General features: G+C 46.7%; 4 protein-coding genes. All 4 read right to left on the reverse strand.

The features are described from left to right. Positions 1–74 precede the first annotated feature (74 nt). The 4 genes from AC21OH_RS03490 to AC21OH_RS03505 all read right to left on the reverse strand — a co-directional run bounded on the left by AC21OH_RS03490 (position 75) and on the right by AC21OH_RS03505 (position 21,531). A complete protein-coding gene (locus AC21OH_RS03490; protein ID WP_491140062.1) occupies positions 75–7,910 on the reverse strand; it encodes an Ig-like domain-containing protein in 7,836 nt (2,611 codons plus the stop codon). A gap of 57 nt (positions 7,911–7,967) precedes the next feature. Next, positions 7,968–17,234, reverse strand: coding sequence for a beta strand repeat-containing protein (locus AC21OH_RS03495; protein WP_491140064.1), 9,267 nt, complete (start codon positions 17,232–17,234; stop codon positions 7,968–7,970). A 65-nt stretch (positions 17,235–17,299) separates the two neighbouring features. Then, entirely contained in the window at positions 17,300–18,235 is a 936-nt protein-coding gene (locus AC21OH_RS03500; protein ID WP_491140066.1) for an OmpA family protein, read from the reverse strand. A gap of 614 nt (positions 18,236–18,849) precedes the next feature. Continuing rightward, positions 18,850–21,531 (reverse strand): Ig-like domain-containing protein, encoded by a 2,682-nt coding sequence (locus AC21OH_RS03505; protein WP_491140068.1) that lies wholly within the window; start codon positions 21,529–21,531, stop codon positions 18,850–18,852. Between the last annotated feature and the right edge of the window lie 201 nt (positions 21,532–21,732).

The following is a 21,732-nucleotide window of genomic DNA, read 5'->3' on the forward strand; positions in this document are numbered from 1 at the left end:
GGTGATTTTTAATTTAATACAATGTGTCATTTAAATTGAGAAATTTATATTAGTTATTCAAACCAATACGGAGATTAAATAACGACAACTCCTTGCTCAATGTAAACATCATTCCTAGTGTCTTCATTCGCAATAGTATTATGATAGACATCATAGTTAGTACCTTGGATAGTTACGCTATCGGTTTGTTCCCAGTAACCACCAGTAGAATCATGCATTTGAGCTTTGTTTGCCCCATCGCTATTCCAATTAGTAGAACCTAGATCAACTTTACTATTACTATCTCCTTGGATGAATAACGCGCCATCACGGCTTGTATCGTCAACTAAATCTGTATAGCGTACATCGACAACGTTTTTACCTGTCATTTCGATGTTTTCAATACCGCTAAAGTTCTTAGTTGACACGTTAGTTTCATGTTTCCAGCTAGTCACTAAGCAATCATTGTTATCGTAGGTTAGTACAAGTGTGTCATCACCCTCTGCTCCAGATATATGACCTGACATCTTTTTACCGCCGAAGTAAATAACATCATCACCTTCACCAAGCATAACAGCTGCTTTACCATGCATACCGCCACTAATAGTAACGGTATCATTACCAGTGCCAGCGTCAACCTTAGCTGAATGATTGATATTATGTACATTTAAGATATCGTCACCTGCACCTAAGTCAACTTCGGCGCAAGTATTCATTGATCCTTTGATAATTACCGTATCGGCCTCATCACCAGTACTAACTTTAGCGTAATCATTTAAATTACAACCAATAACAACCTCATCGCTACCACCGCCTAATTCGATGGTGCTCTTACCATTAACTGATTTGCTAATATTGACTGTATCATCGCCAAGACCACCAAATATGTGCGCTGAACTTCCACTATGATAAGACCACCAACTATAGCAGGCACTTTCACCCAGACATCCATTAATAGTGACACTATTTATATCACCAGCCATATCGAGTGTACTCGCAAGCTGCATGTCTGTCGTTGTCGCATATTCAGTACGGCCAGCGCCAAGGTCTATAACGGCACCTTTTATAACGTTGCCATAAACAGTAACATTATCACTACCACTACCAGTGAATATACGGCCACCGTCTATACCACCGGCACATACTTTACCCTCACCGTTACCGCCTATCACGACAGTATCATCACCTGATTCGGTGTAAATATAGCTACGCGCTGAAAGGTCTTTTTTGATAGCATGAGAATTAGAATCTAGTTTGTTTTGAACGTAGTAGGTATCATTACCACTACCTAAAGCGGCAACAGTGTATGCGTTCTGATCATCTCTAATTTGAACGAAATCATTACCTGCATACGTTTCCATTTTCCAAACAACATCACCATCTCCGCAGTCACGCTCAAAATCACCATCCCAGCAAGATTTAATTAACTGTCCATTGCTATCAAACCCGTCATAACCAATGTAGATTTGGTCATTTAAAATTCCAGTTTGGTAGTTTACATCTGTACCGTACTTGCCACCAAATTTTCCGCGTTGATCTGTCGGTCCTTGAGTGTCATTTAAGTTATAACCCAGGTGCCATAGGAAAATTGGATCAGCATCGGGTATGGTGAGATCAACTAGAGCACTATCTTGAGCTTCTTGTGATATATTACCAGCTTGATCAGTAACGGTAGCAACTACTTCAATAGTTTGTCCATCAACGTCCTCAGGAACGAAGCCCCCAATGTATCCATTATTAATAATATCTTGAGTAACCGTTATGTCTTGACCATTAATAGTCAAAATATCACCAACTATGGCATCAGGACCAACAGTAACCTTATAGTTAATGTTTCCTTCATCGTCGGTCGTATCTTCGACGTTTTCTATATACGAAACCACACCATCGTTATTCGAATCTTCAATAATATCAACAACTGGAGCTTGTATTTCGGTATCTACGCCATAGTCTTTGCTCGCGGTTACTGGGGCTGTGTTGCCAGCAGGATCTGTGGCGTTGACGGTGATGTCCGCTGTCGCGTCTGGGTCAGCAGCTAGATCGCTACCTGCCACATCAATAGTAAAGCTGCCATCTGCACCCACGGTAGTGTCATAGTCTGTACCATTGACGGTGACGGTAACGCTGTCACCTTCTTGGTATTCGCCAGTCACGGTACCCGTTACTGGGATGTCTTGACCTGATTCTTCGGCGTTGATGATGTTGTCATCGGTGATGTCATCTACAGTGATTTGCGTGTCAGCGTCTGTTGGTCCTTGGGTGTCAACGGTGTAAGGACGCTCTGCGGTTGCTGAACCTGTGTTACCTGCCGCATCGGTGGTGGTCACTTCGGCTGTCACGTTGGTGTCAGCGGCAAGCTCGCTACCAGGTACGACGATGCTGTAGCTACCATCTGCTGCAACTGCACCGGTGTAGTCGTTACCGTTTACGTTTAGGGTGACGGTGTCACCTTCGTTGAAGTCGCCACCAACGCTACCGGTTATGCTGATGTCTTGTCCAGACTCTTCTGCATTGACAATGTCATCGCCGGCAATGGTGTCAATGGTGAGGGTTGGTACTGGGGCGTCAGTAGCTACGCCATAGTCTTTGCTCGCGGTTACTGGGGCTGTGTTGCCAGCAGGATCTGTGGCGTTGACGGTGATGTCCGCTGTCGCGTCTGGGTCAGCAGCTAGATCGCTACCTGCCACATCAATAGTAAAGCTGCCATCTGCACCCACGGTGGTGTCATAGTCTGTACCATTGACGGTGACGGTAACGCTGTCACCTTCTTGGTATTCACCAGTCACGGTACCCGTTACTGGGATGTCTTGACCTGATTCTTCGGCGTTGATGATGTTGTCATCGGTGATGTCATCTACAGTGATTTGCGTGTCAGCGTCTGTTGGCCCTTGGGTGTCAACGGTGTAAGGACGCTCTGCAGTTGCTGAGCCTGTGTTGCCTGCCGCATCGGTGGTGGTCACTTCGGCTGTCACGTTGGTGTCAGCGGCAAGCTCGCTACCAGGTACGACGATGCTGTAGCTACCATCTGCTGCAACTGCACCGGTGTAGTCGCTGCCGTTTACGCTTAGGGTGACGGTGTCACCTTCGTTAAAGTCGCCACCAACGCTACCGGTTACGCTGATGTCTTGACCAGACTCTTCTGCATTGACAATGTCATCACCGGCAATGGTGTCAATGGTGAGGGTTGGTACTGGGGCGTCAGTAGCTACGCCATAGTCTTTGCTCGCGGTTACTGGGGCAGTGTTGCCAGCAGGATCTGTGGCGTTGACGGTGATGTCCGCTGTCGCGTCTGGGTCAGCAGCTAGATCGCTACCTGCCACATCAACTGTAAAGCTGCCATCTGCACCCACGGTGGTGTCATAGTCTGTACCATTGACGGTGACGGTAACGCTGTCACCTTCTTGGTATTCACCAGTCACGGTACCCGTTACTGGGATGTCTTGACCTGATTCTTCGGCGTTGATGATGTTGTCATCGGTGATGTCATCTACAGTGATTTGCGTGTCAGCGTCTGTTGGCCCTTGGGTGTCAACGGTGTAAGGACGCTCTGCGGTTGCTGAACCTGTGTTACCTGCCGCATCGGTGGTGGTCACTTCGGCTGTCACGTTGGTGTCAGCGGCAAGCTCGCTACCAGGTACGACGATGCTGTAGCTACCATCTGCTGCAACTGCACCGGTGTAGTCGCTGCCGTTTACGCTTAGGGTGACGGTGTCACCTTCGTTGAAGTCGCCACCAACGCTACCGGTTATGCTGATGTCTTGTCCAGACTCTTCTGCATTGACAATGTCATCGCCGGCAATGGTGTCAATGGTGAGGGTTGGTACTGGGGCGTCAGTAGCTACGCCATAGTCTTTGCTCGCGGTTACTGGGGCTGTGTTGCCAGCAGGATCTGTGGCGTTGACGGTGATGTCCGCTGTCGCGTCTGGGTCAGCAGCTAGATCGCTACCTGCCACATCAATAGTAAAGCTGCCATCTGCACCCACGGTGGTGTCATAGTCTGTACCATTGACGGTGACGGTAACGCTGTCACCTTCTTGGTATTCACCAGTCACGGTACCCGTTACTGGGATGTCTTGACCTGATTCTTCGGCGTTGATGATGTTGTCATCGGTGATGTCATCTACAGTGATTTGCGTGTCAGCGTCTGTTGGCCCTTGGGTGTCAACGGTGTAAGGACGCTCTGCAGTTGCTGAGCCTGTGTTGCCTGCCGCATCGGTGGTGGTCACTTCGGCTGTCACGTTGGTGTCAGCGGCAAGCTCGCTACCAGGTACGACGATGCTGTAGCTACCATCTGCTGCAACTGCACCGGTGTAGTCGCTGCCGTTTACGCTTAGGGTGACGGTGTCACCTTCGTTAAAGTCGCCACCAACGCTACCGGTTACGCTGATGTCTTGACCAGACTCTTCTGCGTTGACAATGTCATCACCGGCAATGGTGTCAATGGTGAGGGTTGGTACTGGGGCGTCAGTAGCTACGCCATAGTCTTTGCTCGCGGTTACTGGGGCAGTGTTGCCAGCAGGATCTGTGGCGTTGACGGTGATGTCCGCTGTCGCGTCTGGGTCAGCAGCTAGATCGCTACCTGCCACATCAACTGTAAAGCTGCCATCTGCACCCACGGTGGTGTCATAGTCTGTACCATTGACGGTGACGGTAACGCTGTCACCTTCTTGGTATTCACCAGTCACGGTACCCGTTACTGGGATGTCTTGACCTGATTCTTCGGCGTTGATGATGTTGTCATCGGTGATGTCATCTACAGTGATTTGCGTGTCAGCGTCTGTTGGCCCTTGGGTGTCAACGGTGTAAGGACGCTCTGCAGTTGCTGAGCCTGTGTTGCCTGCCGCATCGGTGGTGGTCACTTCGGCTGTCACGTTGGTGTCAGCGGCAAGCTCGCTACCAGGTACGACGATGCTGTAGCTACCATCTGCTGCAACTGCACCGGTGTAGTCGCTGCCGTTTACGTTTAGGGTGACGGTGTCACCTTCGTTGAAGTCGCCACCAACGCTACCGGTTATGCTGATGTCTTGTCCAGACTCTTCTGCATTGACAATGTCATCGCCGGCAATGGTGTCAATGGTGAGGGTTGGTACTGGGGCGTCAGTAGCTACGCCATAGTCTTTGCTCGCGGTTACTGGGGCTGTGTTGCCAGCAGGATCTGTGGCGTTGACGGTGATGTCCGCTGTCGCGTCTGGGTCAGCAGCTAGATCGCTACCTGCCACATCAATAGTAAAGCTGCCATCTGCACCCACGGTGGTGTCATAGTCTGTACCATTGACGGTGACGGTAACGCTGTCACCTTCTTGGTATTCACCAGTCACGGTACCCGTTACTGGGATGTCTTGACCTGATTCTTCGGCGTTGATGATGTTGTCATCGGTGATGTCATCTACAGTGATTTGCGTGTCAGCGTCTGTTGGCCCTTGGGTGTCAACGGTGTAAGGACGCTCTGCAGTTGCTGAGCCTGTGTTGCCTGCCGCATCGGTGGTGGTCACTTCGGCTGTCACGTTGGTGTCAGCGGCAAGCTCGCTACCAGGTACGACGATGCTGTAGCTACCATCTGCTGCAACTGCACCGGTGTAGTCGCTGCCGTTTACGCTTAGGGTGACGGTGTCACCTTCGTTAAAGTCGCCACCAACGCTACCGGTTACGCTGATGTCTTGACCAGACTCTTCTGCGTTGACAATGTCATCACCGGCAATGGTGTCAATGGTGAGGGTTGGTACTGGGGCGTCAGTAGCTACGCCATAGTCTTTGCTCGCGGTTACTGGGGCAGTGTTGCCAGCAGGATCTGTGGCGTTGACGGTGATGTCCGCTGTCGCGTCTGGGTCAGCAGCTAGATCGCTACCTGCCACATCAACTGTAAAGCTGCCATCTGCACCCACGGTGGTGTCATAGTCTGTACCATTGACGGTGACGGTAACGCTGTCACCTTCTTGGTATTCACCAGTCACGGTACCCGTTACTGGGATGTCTTGACCTGATTCTTCGGCGTTGATGATGTTGTCATCGGTGATGTCATCTACAGTGATTTGCGTGTCAGCGTCTGTTGGCCCTTGGGTGTCAACGGTGTAAGGACGCTCTGCGGTTGCTGAACCTGTGTTACCTGCCGCATCGGTGGTGGTCACTTCGGCTGTCACGTTGGTGTCAGCGGCAAGCTCGCTACCAGGTACGACGATGCTGTAGCTACCATCTGCTGCAACTGCACCGGTGTAGTCGCTGCCGTTTACGCTTAGGGTGACGGTGTCACCTTCGTTGAAGTCGCCACCAACGCTACCGGTTATGCTGATGTCTTGTCCAGACTCTTCTGCATTGACAATGTCATCGCCGGCAATGGTGTCAATGGTGAGGGTTGGTACTGGGGCGTCAGTAGCTACGCCATAGTCTTTGCTCGCGGTTACTGGGGCTGTGTTGCCAGCAGGATCTGTGGCGTTGACGGTGATGTCCGCTGTCGCGTCTGGGTCAGCAGCTAGATCGCTACCTGCCACATCAATAGTAAAGCTGCCATCTGCACCCACGGTGGTGTCATAGTCTGTACCATTGACGGTGACGGTAACGCTGTCACCTTCTTGGTATTCACCAGTCACGGTACCCGTTACTGGGATGTCTTGACCTGATTCTTCGGCGTTGATGATGTTGTCATCGGTGATGTCATCTACAGTGATTTGCGTGTCAGCGTCTGTTGGCCCTTGGGTGTCAACGGTGTAAGGACGCTCTGCAGTTGCTGAGCCTGTGTTACCTGCCGCATCGGTGGTGGTCACTGTGGCTGTCACGTTGGTGTCAGCATCAGCCGCTAATGCACTTCCTGGTACAAGTATGCTGTAGCTACCATCTACCGCAACCTCGCCTGAATAGACACCATTATTAATATTAAGGGATACGATATCACCTTCATTGAAATCTCCAGTTACAGTACCAGTTACTGAGATGTCTTCTTGAGATTCATCAAAGTTAATGGTATTGTCATCGGTGATAGCATCAATAGTAATTTCAAGCTCTGGAGGGTTCATACTCGTCGTATAATCGCGAGTAGCTTCAGCACTACCTGTATTACCTGCGGCATCTACAGTAGTTACAGTCGCGGATATACTAGAACCAGCCGCAAGATCCATACCTTGTACTGGAATACTATATACTCCAAAGGCATCAACATTACCAGTGTATTCATTGCCGTTAATAATAATGGTAACTGTATCTCCTTCACTGAATTCTCCAGCAACTACGCCTGAAATGTCAATGACACCTTGAGCCTCACTGTCATTGACGACGTCATCGCCAGCTATTACATTAATAGTAATAGTAGGAACTGGAGCATCTAGATCTGCATCTGCTACGGGTACATCGGTGGCAGTACCAGTATTACCAGCTGCGTCAGTAATAGAAGCTATAACTGGTTGTCCGGGTAGAACATCCACCTCAAACCCATTATCAATCATATCTTGAGTAATCGGATAGTCTACACCGTTAACGGTTAGAATATCACCAGGTTTGGTAGTTTCAAACTCATTGTCTGACGTCGGTAGGGTAATAGTCGCTGTTACCGTACCATCTGGGTTGGCATCTTCAATATTGTACTCGCCATTACCACCAGAAGGTGTCGGCAGTACAACAGTAGGCTCGAGAGGGGCAGTTGTATCGACACTAAACTCTAAGTCGAAACTGATACCTCTCTCACCATTCTCTGCGTTAAAATAATTATTAGCATCAATTACTATTAACCCATCTCCATTGTAATCAGAAGCCGCTTTGACGGTACCTGTCCAAGTAAAGCCATCACCAGCTGGCGTAAAGCTCTCAAGAGTGACACCTGTAAGCGTCAAATCATTCTCATCAAAACCTACAACAGGCGTTTCAAAAACAATGGTAAGCGTGGTGGTTTCGTTGGCAGAGAGATTAGTATCACCTAGCTCAAAAGTTCTTATACTAGTAGACATGTTAAATTTCCTTTCATTAATTAAAAATTCTGTTTCTTTTTTGGGATATAAGCTGTATTAACCTTGAATCACCTCAGTCAAGTTTTGAATATCTGCATAGACTTGGTTTTTGTTAGCATCAAAGAACAAGAGTTCATATTGCCACTGAGTTGTACCTACACCGTCATTGGCATCTTCAGCTAACACCTCAAATCCGTAACCATCAATAACACCATCTGCGTCTCGATTTACATCGAAAAGGAATCTGCCGTCAGAAGTAACTTGAGTAAATTCCCCGTTTTCATCCAAGAAACCAACATATTCAATCTCCCCTTGAAACGCGTCGTCTGCGAAGTTTATACCAGCTCGGAAACCGCTTTGTGGCACATTGTATTCTACACCAGTTTGGTCGTCATCAACACTTTGTGCACTAATAGTAGCGCCTGTATTACCCGCCTCATCTGTATTAGTAGCAGTAACCGTGGAGCCATCAAGCGCTCTATCTGAATTGATGACAACAACGGCTTCGTTTACCCCATCATCATTCAAATCAGTGTTATCAAGTACTATTGCAGATTGAACGACAGATGGGTCAGCAACAGCGTCTTGACCATCAAACGTAAGCCAGTTCCAATTGCCATCGTCTCCTCTAGCGACTGTCACCTCATGTGGTGTACCAATCAGACCTGTCTCTGGGTTATAGGATTCATCCGTATAGGTAAAGGTCATTAAATCTGTATCTGGATCAGTACTAGATTCAACTCGGACTGCACCTTGGCTTTCAACACGTACAAAGTTACCATCTTCATCAAAGATAATATTGGGTCTGGTGCGTGGAAGTATGACAGGGTCTGGTGCTGTTAAGTCAACTATTGCATTGTCTGATACTAAGGTTGAATTACCTGCAGGGTCTGTCAATGTTGCTGATACTTCTAATGTTTCACCATCTGCTGGTATGTCTGTCTGTACAGTAACCTTGCCTCCAGGTTGTATATCGGTACCTACGGTATATCTACCAAGCTCATTATTAGAATTATCAGTGATAACTAATTCATCTCCTGCTTCTGCAGTTATTGGGACTTCTACTTCAACACTAATATTAGTTTTACCATCAAGTTCTGCAATGTTTAAGAAGGCGTCATTGTTATTGTCATCTATTATGTTAATCATAGGCTCTTCAGGCGGTGTGGTATCAATCACAGCACTGTCTGAGCCAGTCGATGTATTACCTGTTTGGTCTGTCAGTGTCGCCTCAACCGATACTGTCTCACCTTCAGCGGGTACAGGTACTTGAATGGTGACTGTACCTCCACGTAAAACGGTATCACCAACTTCATAAGTGTAGCTAGTACCTAAATAGTCCGTAACCGTTAAGACGTCTCCGATTTGCGCATCTGATGGCACAGCTATTTCAACGTCTAGCTCAGTTTGACCATTAAGCTCTGCATTATTTATAAATCCATCATCAGGGCTATTGTCTTCAGTTATAGTGACAGTGGGTGAATAGCTTAACTCTGTAGCAACTTCATAAGCTTTAGTGGCGTCGATAATGCCTTGGTTACCAGCGGCATCGGTGGCGGTTACGCTGCCATCAATGGTGCTGTCTGAGTCAGCGGCAAGATCGCTGCCTGGTACGTCAATGCTATAGCTGCCATCAGTGGCAACGTTGCCTGTGAAGTCAGTACCGTTAATGGTGAGTGTAACGCTGTCACCTTCTTGGTATTCACCTGTTACGGTACCGGTGACTGGGATCGTTTGTCCTGATTCTTCGGCGTTGATGATGTTGTCATCTGTGATGTCATCTATAACTAATGTGGTCTCGCTGTCTGTTGGCGCTGTGGTGTCTACAGTGGCGCTGTCAGTTGCCGGATCACTGGTGTTGCCCGCTTGGTCGGTGATGGTCGCTTGGGCATCTAGGGTGTCACCTTCTGCTGGGGCAGGTACTGGAACGATGGCTTCACCATTGGTGATGTCGTCGTCTGTTAGTACTTGCTCTACGCCATTAACTGTGACGGTGTCACCTGCTATCGCGTCATCAGGTAAGCCTACGGTAACTTCAACGTTGCCGTCAGCGTCAATCTCGTCGCTTGTAATGAAGTCATCACCGTTACCAATCTCGACTAAGGTCGGTGGGTTGATGGTGGTGTCTACTTCATAAGCTTTAGTGGCGTCGATAATGCCTTGGTTACCAGCGGCATCGGTGGCGGTTACGCTGCCATCAATGGTGCTGTCTGAGTCAGCGGCAAGATCGCTGCCTGGTACGTCAATGCTATAGCTGCCATCAGCGGCAACGTTGCCTGTGAAGTCAGTACCGTTAATGGTGAGCGTAACGCTGTCACCTTCTTGGTATTCACCTGTTACGGTACCGGTGACTGGGATGGTTTGACCTGATTCTTCGGCGTTGATGATGTTGTCATCTGTGATGTCATCTATAACTAATGTGGTTTCGCTGTCTGTTGGCGCTGTGGTGTCTACAGTGGCGCTGTCAGTTGCCGGATCACTGGTGTTACCCGCTTGGTCGGTGATGGTCGCTTGGGCATCTAGGGTGTCACCTTCTGCTGGGGCAGGTACTGGAACGATGGCTTCACCATTGGTGATGTCGTCGTCTGTTAGTACTTGCTCTACGCCATTAACTGTGACGGTGTCACCTGCTATCGCGTCATCAGGTAAGCCTACGGTAACTTCAACGTTGCCGTCAGCGTCAATCTCGTCACTTGTAATGAAGTCATCACCGTTACCAATCTCGACTAAGGTCGGTGGGTTGATGGTGGTGTCTACTTCATAAGCTTTAGTGGCGTCGATAATGCCTTGGTTACCAGCGGCATCGGTGGCGGTTACGCTGCCATCAATGGTGCTGTCTGAGTCAGCGGCAAGATCGCTGCCTGGTACGTCAATGCTATAGCTGCCATCAGCGGCAACGTTGCCTGTGAAGTCAGTACCGTTAATGGTGAGCGTAACGGTGTCACCTTCTTGGTATTCACCTGTTACGGTACCGGTGACTGGGATGGTTTGACCTGATTCTTCGGCGTTGATGATGTTGTCATCTGTGATGTCATCTATAACTAATGTGGTTTCGCTGTCTGTTGGCGCTGTGGTGTCTACAGTGGCGCTGTCAGTTGCCGGATCACTGGTGTTACCCGCTTGGTCGGTGATGGTCGCTTGGGCATCTAGGGTGTCACCTTCTGCTGGGGCAGGTACTGGAACGATGGCTTCACCATTGGTGATGTCGTCGTCTGTTAGTACTTGCTCTACGCCATTAACTGTGACGGTGTCACCTGCTATCGCGTCATCAGGTAAGCCTACGGTAACTTCAACGTTGCCGTCAGCGTCAATCTCGTCACTTGTAATGAAGTCATCACCGTTACCAATCTCGACTAAGGTCGGTGGGTTGATGGTGGTGTCTACTTCATAAGCTTTAGTGGCGTCGATAATGCCTTGGTTACCAGCGGCATCGGTGGCGGTTACGCTGCCATCAATGGTGCTGTCTGAGTCAGCGGCAAGATCGCTGCCTGGTACGTCAATGCTATAGCTTCCATCAGCGGCAACGTTGCCTGTGAAGTCAGTACCGTTAATGGTGAGCGTAACGGTGTCACCTTCTTGGTATTCACCTGTTACGGTACCGGTGACTGGGATCGTTTGTCCTGATTCTTCGGCGTTGATGATGTTGTCATCTGTGATGTCATCTATAACTAATGTGGTTTCGCTGTCTGTTGGCGCCTGAGTATCAATAACTGCACTATCTGAACCTGATGGACCTGCATTACCTGCTGGGTCTGTCAGTGTCCCTGTGACTTCTAGGGTCTCGCCATCTGCTGGAATAGGCGCAGTGACGGTGATGGTGTCACCGGCACTGGCGTCTACACCAATCTCGTAGCTGCCAAGCTCGTTACCCGCATTGTCGGTGACGGTCAATATGTCTCCGGCTTCGGCGTCCGTAGGTATGTCAACGGTTACGCTTACTTCGGTTTTATCGCCAACTTCTTCTGCGTCTAGGTAGCCATCGTCGTCAACATCGTCTGTGATGGTTACGGTCGGTGCGCTTGTAGGGGCAGTGGTGTCTACTACGGCGCTGTCTGAGCCTTCGGTGGTGTTGCCAGCGGCGTCGCTTAGTTCGGCGGTGACTTCTAGGGTTTCGCCTTCTTCTGGTACTTCTGCGCTGACGGTTACGCTGCCACCTCTGGTGATGTCATCACCTACGGTAAATGTGCCAAGCTCGTTTCCGGCTTGGTCAGTCACCACAAGGGTGTCTCCGATTTGAGCACTGTCTGGTACGCTGACGCTAACTTCTACTTGGGTTTGTCCGTTAAGCTCTTCGGCGCTTAGGTAGCCATCGTTGTTGCTATCATCGGTGATGACCACACTCGGTGCGTCTGGATTGGTTAGGCTGATACCTAGGGTGTCATTTGCGGTATTAGATTGGTTGCCCGCTGGATCTTTGACATATGCCTGTGCTTCTATGGCGGTGGTGGTGTCTGTGATCAACGCGTCCACTTCTACGTAGCCGTTTGTTAGCGCTTCTTGGGTGACTATGATCTCTTGTTCTTCACCATTGATGGTTAGGACGACGGTGTCTGCGTCTTCTGTATTCGCAGGTAGGCTTACGCGCACTGGCGTACTGTCTGGGTTTGCACTGTTCTCTGCGGTGTTTAGGGTGCCATCTTCATTGCTGTCTTCTGGGAAGCTGATGATTGGGGCACCTTTGTCGGTGGTGGCATCGTTGTCGTTGTCATCTGGGGTGCCATCGCCATCAACGTCGCCTGGTACGCCAATGTCAACACCAAGACTTTCTGAGGCGGTGTTTGATTGGTTGCCTGCTGGGTCTTTGACATACGCGTCAACTTGTATGTCTTCTACGTTGTTGTCAGCGTCTGGCTGTATGGGCGCATCAACGCTTACGTAACCGTTGGCGATGTCCGCTTCGGTAATAGGCACTTCTTGTTCTTCACCATTGATGGTCACGACGACGGTGTCACCTGGTTCGGTGCCAGTGGGGGTGCTGATTTGCACCGGTGTGGTGTCTTTGGTGGCGCCGTTTTCTTCAACGTTTAAGATGCCATCTTCATTGACATCTTCTGGGAAGGTGATGATCGGGGCACCTTTGTCAGTGGTGTCATCGTTGTCGTTGTCATCTGGGGTGCCGTTGCCATCTGTGTCACCTGGTACGACGGTGTCTATTTCAGCACTATCTGTGTCAGATACGCTGTTACCTGCTGGGTCTGTCAGTGTCCCTGTGACTTCTAGGGTCTCGCCATCTGCTGGAATAGGCGCAGTGACGGTGATGGTGTCACCGGCACTGGCGTCTACACCAATCTCGTAGCTGCCAAGCTCGTTACCCGCATTGTCGGTGACGGTCAATATGTCTCCGGCTTCGGCGTCCGTAGGTATGTCAACGGTTACGCTTACTTCGGTTTTATCGCCAACTTCTTCTGCGTCTAGGTAGCCATCGTCGTCAACATCGTCTGTGATGGTTACGGTCGGTGCGCTTGTAGGGGCAGTGGTGTCTACTACGGCGCTGTCTGAGCCTTCGGTGGTGTTGCCAGCGGCGTCGCTTAGCGCGGCGGTGACTTCTAGGGTTTCGCCTTCTTCTGGTACTTCTGCGCTGACGGTTACGCTGCCACCTCTGGTGATGTCATCACCTACGGTAAATGTGCCAAGCTCGTTTCCGGCTTGGTCAGTCACCACAAGGGTGTCTCCGATTTGAGCACTGTCTGGTACGCTGACGCTAACTTCTACTTGGGTTTGTCCGTTAAGCTCTTCGGCGCTTAGGTAGCCATCGTTGTTGCTATCATCGGTGATGACCACACTCGGTGCGTCTGGATTGGTTAGGCTGATACCTAGGGTGTCATTTGCGGTATTAGATTGGTTGCCCGCTGGATCTTTGACATATGCCTGTGCTTCTATGGCGGTGGTGGTGTCTGTGATCAACGCGTCCACTTCTACGTAGCCGTTAGTTAGCGCTTCTTGGGTGACTGTGATCTCTTGTTCTTCACCATTGATGGTTAGGACGACGGTGTCTGCGTCTTCTGTATTCGCAGGTAGGCTTACGCGCACTGGCGTACTGTCTGGGTTTGCACTGTTCTCTGTGGTGTTTAGGGTGCCATCTTCATTGCTGTCTTCTGGGAAGCTGATGATTGGGGCACCTTTGTCGGTGGTGTCATCGTTGTCGTTGTCATCTGGGGTGCCATCGCCATCAACGTCGCCTGGTACGCCAAGGTCAGTGGGGGCGGTGTCACTTCCTGAGCCAATCTCTTCGTCTTCAGGGTTTTTAACGATGGCACTGACGGTGGTGTCTCCATTTTCTACTGGGGTGACCGCTACGGTGATACCATCTTCTATGTTATCTTCTGTGAGTTCTACTTCTGTTGTTTCTCCATCAGGTCCGGTTACTTGTAGTTTGTCACCTGGTAGATATCCACTATCTTCTGGGAACATGATCTCTACTGGGACTTGTCCTGCTTCATCTAGGTCTTCAGGATTGATGTATTCGTTGTCACCTGTGGTAATTTCTACGTAGGGGCCATTCAATGGGTCACGTGAGCTGGTTGCTTGTGAGCTTGAGGTGTTGCCATTTTCGTCACTGTTTGAGGCGATAACTTCTGAGAAGTCTTTGACGGCATCGTAATGCATGTCGACTTCACCAGTTTCAGGGTCTACTGTGATACCTTCAGGTAGTGTTGTGCCTGGTTTGGGTGCCCAGCTGCCATCTTCTGCTTTTTCGATCTCAATTTTCTGTTCTTGATCGTTTTCGTCTGTGTAATCAATGGTTAGGTCTACCGCATCTTCTTCGGCAGGTTTAACGGTCATTGATCCATCAGCTTCTGGTATGATGGTGGGCGCAGGGGGCGGGGTTAAGTCTTCTATGTCGTTACCTGCAGTAGTTTCTGAGCTTGATGTTCCGCCTTCATTGCTGTTTTCAGCTTGAACATTTGAGCCATCTTCTACGGCGTCAGGGGGTAATGTGACAGTACCATTTTCAGGATCTACAGTGACACCTGGTGGCAATTCAGTACCTTCAGTTGGTGCCCATTCACCTGTTTCTGGGTCTTTTTCGATCTCTACGCTTTGCGCGTTACCTTCTTCATCTGTGAAGTCGACTTTACCTTTGTCGGCATCCTCAGATGGGGTCATCTCGACAGAGCCGTCAGGCTTAGCATCAAGGGTGGGTGCGTCTGGCGCAGTAGTGTCTACTATGTCATTACCTGCAGTGGTATCAGCACCAGCAGACCCTTTGTCGTTACTGTTTTCAGCTTCAACAGGTGAACCATCAAGTACGCCGTCAGGCGCTATGGTGACATTCCCAGTCTCTGGATTTAATGTGACTCCTGGTGGTAATTCAGTACCTTCAGCGGGTACCCATTCACCTGTTTGTGGATCCTTTTGTATTTCAACTTTTTGAGGTTGATTGTCTTCATCAGTAAAATCAACGGTTGCATCTGTTGCGTCGTCAGATGGTGTCATATCTATTGAACCATCTGGATTTGCTACTAAATCTGGGGCGTTTGGACCGATATCATCAGTATTGGGGTCATTATCACCTGCTGTTACTTCTGAGCTTGAAGATCCATTGTCGTTACTGTTTTCACCTGTAACTGTTGAACCATCTTCAACACCTTCTGGTGGTATGACTACTGTACCTGTATCAGGGTCTACGGTGACACCTGGTGGCAATTCAGTACCTTCAGTCGGACCCCATTCGCCTGTTTCTGGGTCTTTTTCGATCTCTACGGTTTGCGCGTTACCTTCTTCATCTGTGAAGTCAACTTTTGCATCAGTTGCTTCATCAGATGGGGTCATTTCAATTGAGCCATCAGGCTTAGCGATTAAGTTAGGTGCATCTGGTGCTGTTGTATCTTCTATGTCGTTACCGGCAGTAGTTTCTGAGCTTGATGTTCCGCCTTCATTGCTGTTTTCAGCTTGAACATTTGAGCCGTCTTCTACGGCGTCAGGGGGTAATGTGACAGTACCATTTTCAGGATCTACGGTGACACCTGGTGGTACGGTATCAGGATCTACTGGCTGCCATTCGCCTGTTTCTGGGTCTTTTTCGATCTCTACGCTTTGCGCGTTACCTTCTTCATCTATGAAGTCGACTTTTGCATCAGTTGCTTCATCAGATGGGGTCATCTCGACAGAGCCGTCAGGCTTAGCAACAAGGGTAGGTGAGCTTGGAGCGATTGGAGATTCAAGATCATTACCTGCATTGGTTTGTGCTGAGGAGTCTTTGCCAAAGTTGTCTTCGTTTGTGGCTTCTACTACTGAGCCGTCTTTGACTGAATCAGGCGATAATGTGACTTTACCGGTTGCTGGGTCTACGGTCACGCCTTCTGGTAATGTGGTGCCCTCTGCTGCGCCCCATTGTCCATCGTCTCCTTTTTCTACCACAACTTGCTGCGGCTGATCATTTTCGTCTGTGTAGTCTACGGTCATCTCTACGGCGTTTTCATCTACCGGTTCTGCGGTTACTGAGCCGTCTTCAAGGGCGATAAGGTCTGGGGTGATTGGGTCAGTTAAGTCACCGGTTACGGTCGCTTCTTCTCCAATTTGATTACCGCTGTCATCTTGGGCGATGACGTCATATTGAACGCCGTCTTCTAGTGGTTTGCCTGATTCTGCGGTAAAGTTGCCATTGCTATCGGTGGTTCCTGTTCCAACGATGTTTGGCTCTCCGTTTTCATCAAGTACGGGGTTGCCAGCGCTGTCAAGTTCTACTATGACGATGTTGGTATTAGGCTGTGCGGTTCCGGTTATGAGGGTGCTACCATCCGGATCTTGTTCGCTAGGTTCTATGTTCTCTAGTGTGTCCACTAAAACGTTTGCTACTGGCGCAGGTGCAGGCGTAGGTGTATCATCATCGTCATCATCAAGCGCCGCTGCTATCAAGCCAATGCCCGCTAGACCTGCAAGCCATGGCAACCATGCAAATCCGCCATCTTCAGTCGCACCGACCCAATAAGGGGTAGGCTGTGCATTACCCCCTAACGCTTGACCCTCTGTTGCACCAGGTTCAAGTTCAGTCACATAATCGGCCACCTCACCTGTATCTGGTACATAGTAATAGTAGCTGCCATCTTCTGCTTGGCCAATCAATGCGCCATCTGGCTGATCATAATATCCTTCTATGATTAGATCGCTTTCTTGACCACCATCTTCCATTGAGACGTGTAGATCTTTACCGACTCGTTTGGTCACTATGTGATCAGGCGCTACGCCTGTTTGCGGATTGACAAGCTCATAGTTTGCTTTTTCAGTCGCTTTTATGACTGTTGGTTGTCCGTCTTTGGTGACAACTTGATGTTCTGCTATGGTTTGTACGGCGTTGTTTACTTTTACGATTACTGTGCTCATGGGGTGTTCCTATTTTCTGATTTTTTTAATTTTGTTTGTTCTTTAGTTTGCTTATATTAGTTTGCTTATTCGGTTGCGCTTACGGTGGCGACGACGCGTCTGTTTTTATATCGCCCTTGTTTTGTAGCGTTTGTTGCAACAGGTCTGGTTTCTCCAAAGCCTTGCGTGTTTAGTCTTGTGGCGTCTATGCCGTATTTGTTGACAAGTTCTTGTTTGACGGCTTCTGCTCGGCGCTGTGATAGGTCCATGTTGTAGCTGTCGTTACCGATGCTGTCTGTATGGCCTTCTATGAGTGTGGTTGTATTTGGATATTTCTTCATGAAGTTGGCAACCGCTTCGATGCGCTGGTTGAATACGGGTTGTACGATGGCTTTGTCAAATTCAAATAGGACTTCTAGGTTGATTGGTTTGTCTATTTCTACTTTGATGACAGGCTCAGGTACGACTACTTCTGGACAGTTTCGCTGTACGCGGCTGATTTGATGGGTTTGTTCTGGATAGCTGCTGATAAGCTCTTTGGCATACTCTGGTGTGAGCTTGCTTAGCTGTGGCTGCTTTGTGCTGTCATCTACGTCGACATAGATGTAGTTGTTTTGCTGGGCGGGAAAGTCTACTTGGTAGCTTGTGGCTAATTCAAAGTTGTTGAGGTTGGTTTCGGTGGTGGCGATGTCTATTTTGTGCACGCCACTGCAATATCTGATTTGCGAGTAGTGTCCTGGTTGTAGGCTGACTTGGAATCTGTCATCGATGGCGATGTTGGCACTGGTGTCTATGCCATCAGCGTCTAGGGGTCTGACGAATATGAGGTTGGTTTCGTTATTGGGCAGGTTAAGCGCGACCTCTTCTTGATAGGCGGTGTTACCTGATTTATACCATTGTACGTGCTGCATGCTATTCGGGTTATAGACTACTGACGCTTCTGTTGGTTCTGCTGTTGCTGGTTGTGTGGTTAATATAGCCAGCATTAAGGCAGATGTTAGTGTAGAAATTTTAGTATTCATTTTATTTAAACCCTTCATAATACATTTTCCTATTAATATTCTTATTAAAAATTAAAAAATTAATTTAGTAAGTAGGTGACTTTATTGAGAATATGGCAATAAACTACATTATTTTATTCTTACTATTAATCATGTACTATGACCTCTAAGTTTTATTTATTAAGTATATATAATATATTATATAAATATTTAACATAAACAATATAAGTTTTTAAATAAACTATATAGTTTTTAAGTTAAATTAATTACTAATAATCTTTAATCAAAATTAATTTAAAGTAGATAATTAATTATTTGATCTATCAATATGTATTCATGTTACAACTTAACTATATTTTAGAAGTTAATTAAAATAAAATTATTAATTATTTTATGCTAAAATTTAATAACTTAAATAAAATAATAGACTTTAATATTATACATTAGGTAAATTATAAATATATCTAACAATAACATTTAAGTATTATAATTATAAAACCAAGATATTTACCATTTTTTAATTTATAGTCTATTATAATTAATTTAATTATAATTATATGTAATAAAAAAACACCTTTAGATAAACTAAAGGTGTTTTTTTGTAAAAATGAATAATTGTGAACAATGTCTATAATTTATATGACAACAATACCTTGTTCGATATATACATCATGAGAACCATCAATGGCTGATGAATTTTGATAAACATCATAATTTAAACCTTCAACAGTTGTACTGGATATTTTTGACCAATTACCGTCTGTAGAGGTATCATCAAATTTGGCTTTATCAGCGCCGTCGCTATTCCAATTGGTAGATCCTAAATCAACTTTACTTGAATTATCTCCTTTAACATATAAAGGACCATCGCGTTCAGCATCACGGACCAAGTCTTCAAACCGTATGTCTAAGGCATTTTGACCAGTCATTTCAACGATCTCTACATTACTAAAGTCAGATGTGGAGACATTCGTCACATGTTGCCAACTCCAGTTGCCAACTAAGCTATCATCTTCATTATAAGTTAATTGTAGAGTATCAGTACCTTCACCACCTTCTACGAAGCCGTTCATTTTCTTACCTGAGAAGATAACAATATCATCACCTGATCCTGCATCTACTTGACTATTATTATGCATATCATTAATAGATAGCACATCGTCACCATCTCCTAGAAGCATCGTTGTATAAAAATGCATGGTATCGATAGTCACTTCATCATCACCAGTTCCAGCATCTAAGAAGCTATTCCCATGCATATCAGATACTGACAGCGTATCGTCTCCTGCACCTAAATCTAAACTTGAGCGATAACGAATACTATTTCCGATAATTACCGTATCGTCACCAGCGCCCATTTCAACTACTGCTTTGTCTCTAATGGAATCAGAAATATTCAGCACATCAGAACCAGATCCAGTCTTAAGTATGCTGTTGCCTTTTAGATTGCTTTCAATATTAATAATATTGTCACCATCTCCCAAATCTACTTGGCCATTTGAACGAAGATCATCAGCAATATTTAAAGTATCATTACCACTTCCAGTAATAATTTGGGCTTTTCCTGAGATATCATTACCAACATTTATGACGTTAGTCCCGTCTCCAAGATCAATAATGCTATAACTTTTGACATTCTTGCCAATTGTTACCGTATCATCTCCTTTACCACCAAATATATGACCAAAGTCATTCGCTGCAATCTCGCCTAAGTTGTGCGTGATAGTTACTGTATTCGTATCACCTTCATCATCAACTGAGCTGGCAGCATCAAAATTATTACTACTTGAATATTCTGTACGGCCAGCACCTAGATCAATTACGCCACCGTCATCCACCGAGCCATAAACTTGAACATCATCATTGCCACTTCCAGCAAAAATGCGTCCTCCATCTATACCCCAGCCAGTAACTTCGCCCTCTCCATTACCCCCGATGACTACTGTGTCATCGCCAGTTTCGGTAAAGATAAAGCTACGCGCTTCAGGGTTACTTTGAGCTTGATAAAGATTAGAATCTAATGCGCCTTGAACATAGTAGGTATCATTACCAGTACCCAATAAAGCTACCGTATACGCATTTTGATCATCACGTATCTGTACAACGTCATTACCAGCATAAGTTTCCATCTTCCATACGGCATTACCATCACCGGTATCTCTTTCAAAATCACCATCCCAACGTGATTTATTTAAGCTGCCGTCTTCGTTAATACCATCATAGCCTATATAGATATAATCATTAAATATCCCTGTTTCGTAGGCAACTTCATTTCCATATTTACCTCCAGACTTACCACGCTGATCTGATGGTGCTATGGTATCATTCAAATTGTAACCTAAATGCCACAAGTAGATAGGATCTGCATCGGGTATGGTTAAATCTACCGTTGCATTCTCTTGTGATACTTCAGAAGTATTACCTGCTTGATCCGTAACGGTAACTTCAATGCCAATTTGCTCACCATCTACTAGAGGAAGAGTACCTTGATATCCATTATCAATTATATCTTGGGTTATTGTTACTTGTTCATCGTTAACTGTTAGTGTATCTCCAACCTCAGCATCACTGCCAACATTTACGATGAAATCAGTATTTTCAGGATTACCATTTGTACTATACTGACTTTCCTCATAACTGATAATACCATCACCATCAGTATCATCAGGTAAGCTGATAGTAGGTGCTTCAGGCGCCACAAGATCGGCATTTGGAACAGGTTGCTGTATCGAAGGTCCAGTATTACCTGCCTCATCTTCAATATAAACCTCAATGGGTTGACCTGGCTGAACGTTTACCTCAAACCCATTATCAATCATATCTTGAGTGATTTCGTACTCGTTGCCATTCACCACCAAGGTATCACCAGGCATAGTGGTTTCAAACTCATTGTCTGACGTTGGTAGGGTAATGGTTGCCGTTACCGTACCATCTGGATTAGCATCTTCAATATTGTACTCGCCATTATCCCCAGAAGGTGTCGGCAGCTCAATAGTAGGCTCGAGAGGGGCAGTTGTATCGACACTAAACTCTAAGTCGAAACTGATACCTCTCTCACCATTCTCTGCGTTAAAATAATTATTAGCATCAATTACTATTAACCCATCTCCATTGTAATCAGAAGCCGCTTTGACGGTACCTGTCCAAGTAAAGCCATCACCAGCTGGCGTAAAGCTCTCAAGAGTGACACCTGTAAGCGTCAAATCATTCTCATCAAAAGCTATAACAGGCGTTTCAAAAACAATGGTAAGCGTGGTGGTCTCGTTGGCAGAGAGATTAGTATCACCTAGCTCAAAAGTTCTTATTCTAGTAGACATGTTAAATTTCCTTTCATTGTTAAAATTTTCGTAAATTCAGAATAAACATTTGCATTATTTCTTATATAACAAAACATTGTTTTACCCATAAAATAAGTAAAACAATGTTTGATTTATTATTTATGATTTTAGGATAATTAAATTATACATTAAAGACATTGATTAGTAAATTATCACATATATTTCAATAATTTAGTATTC

Source organism: Psychrobacter sp. CX10 (assembly GCF_057621575.2).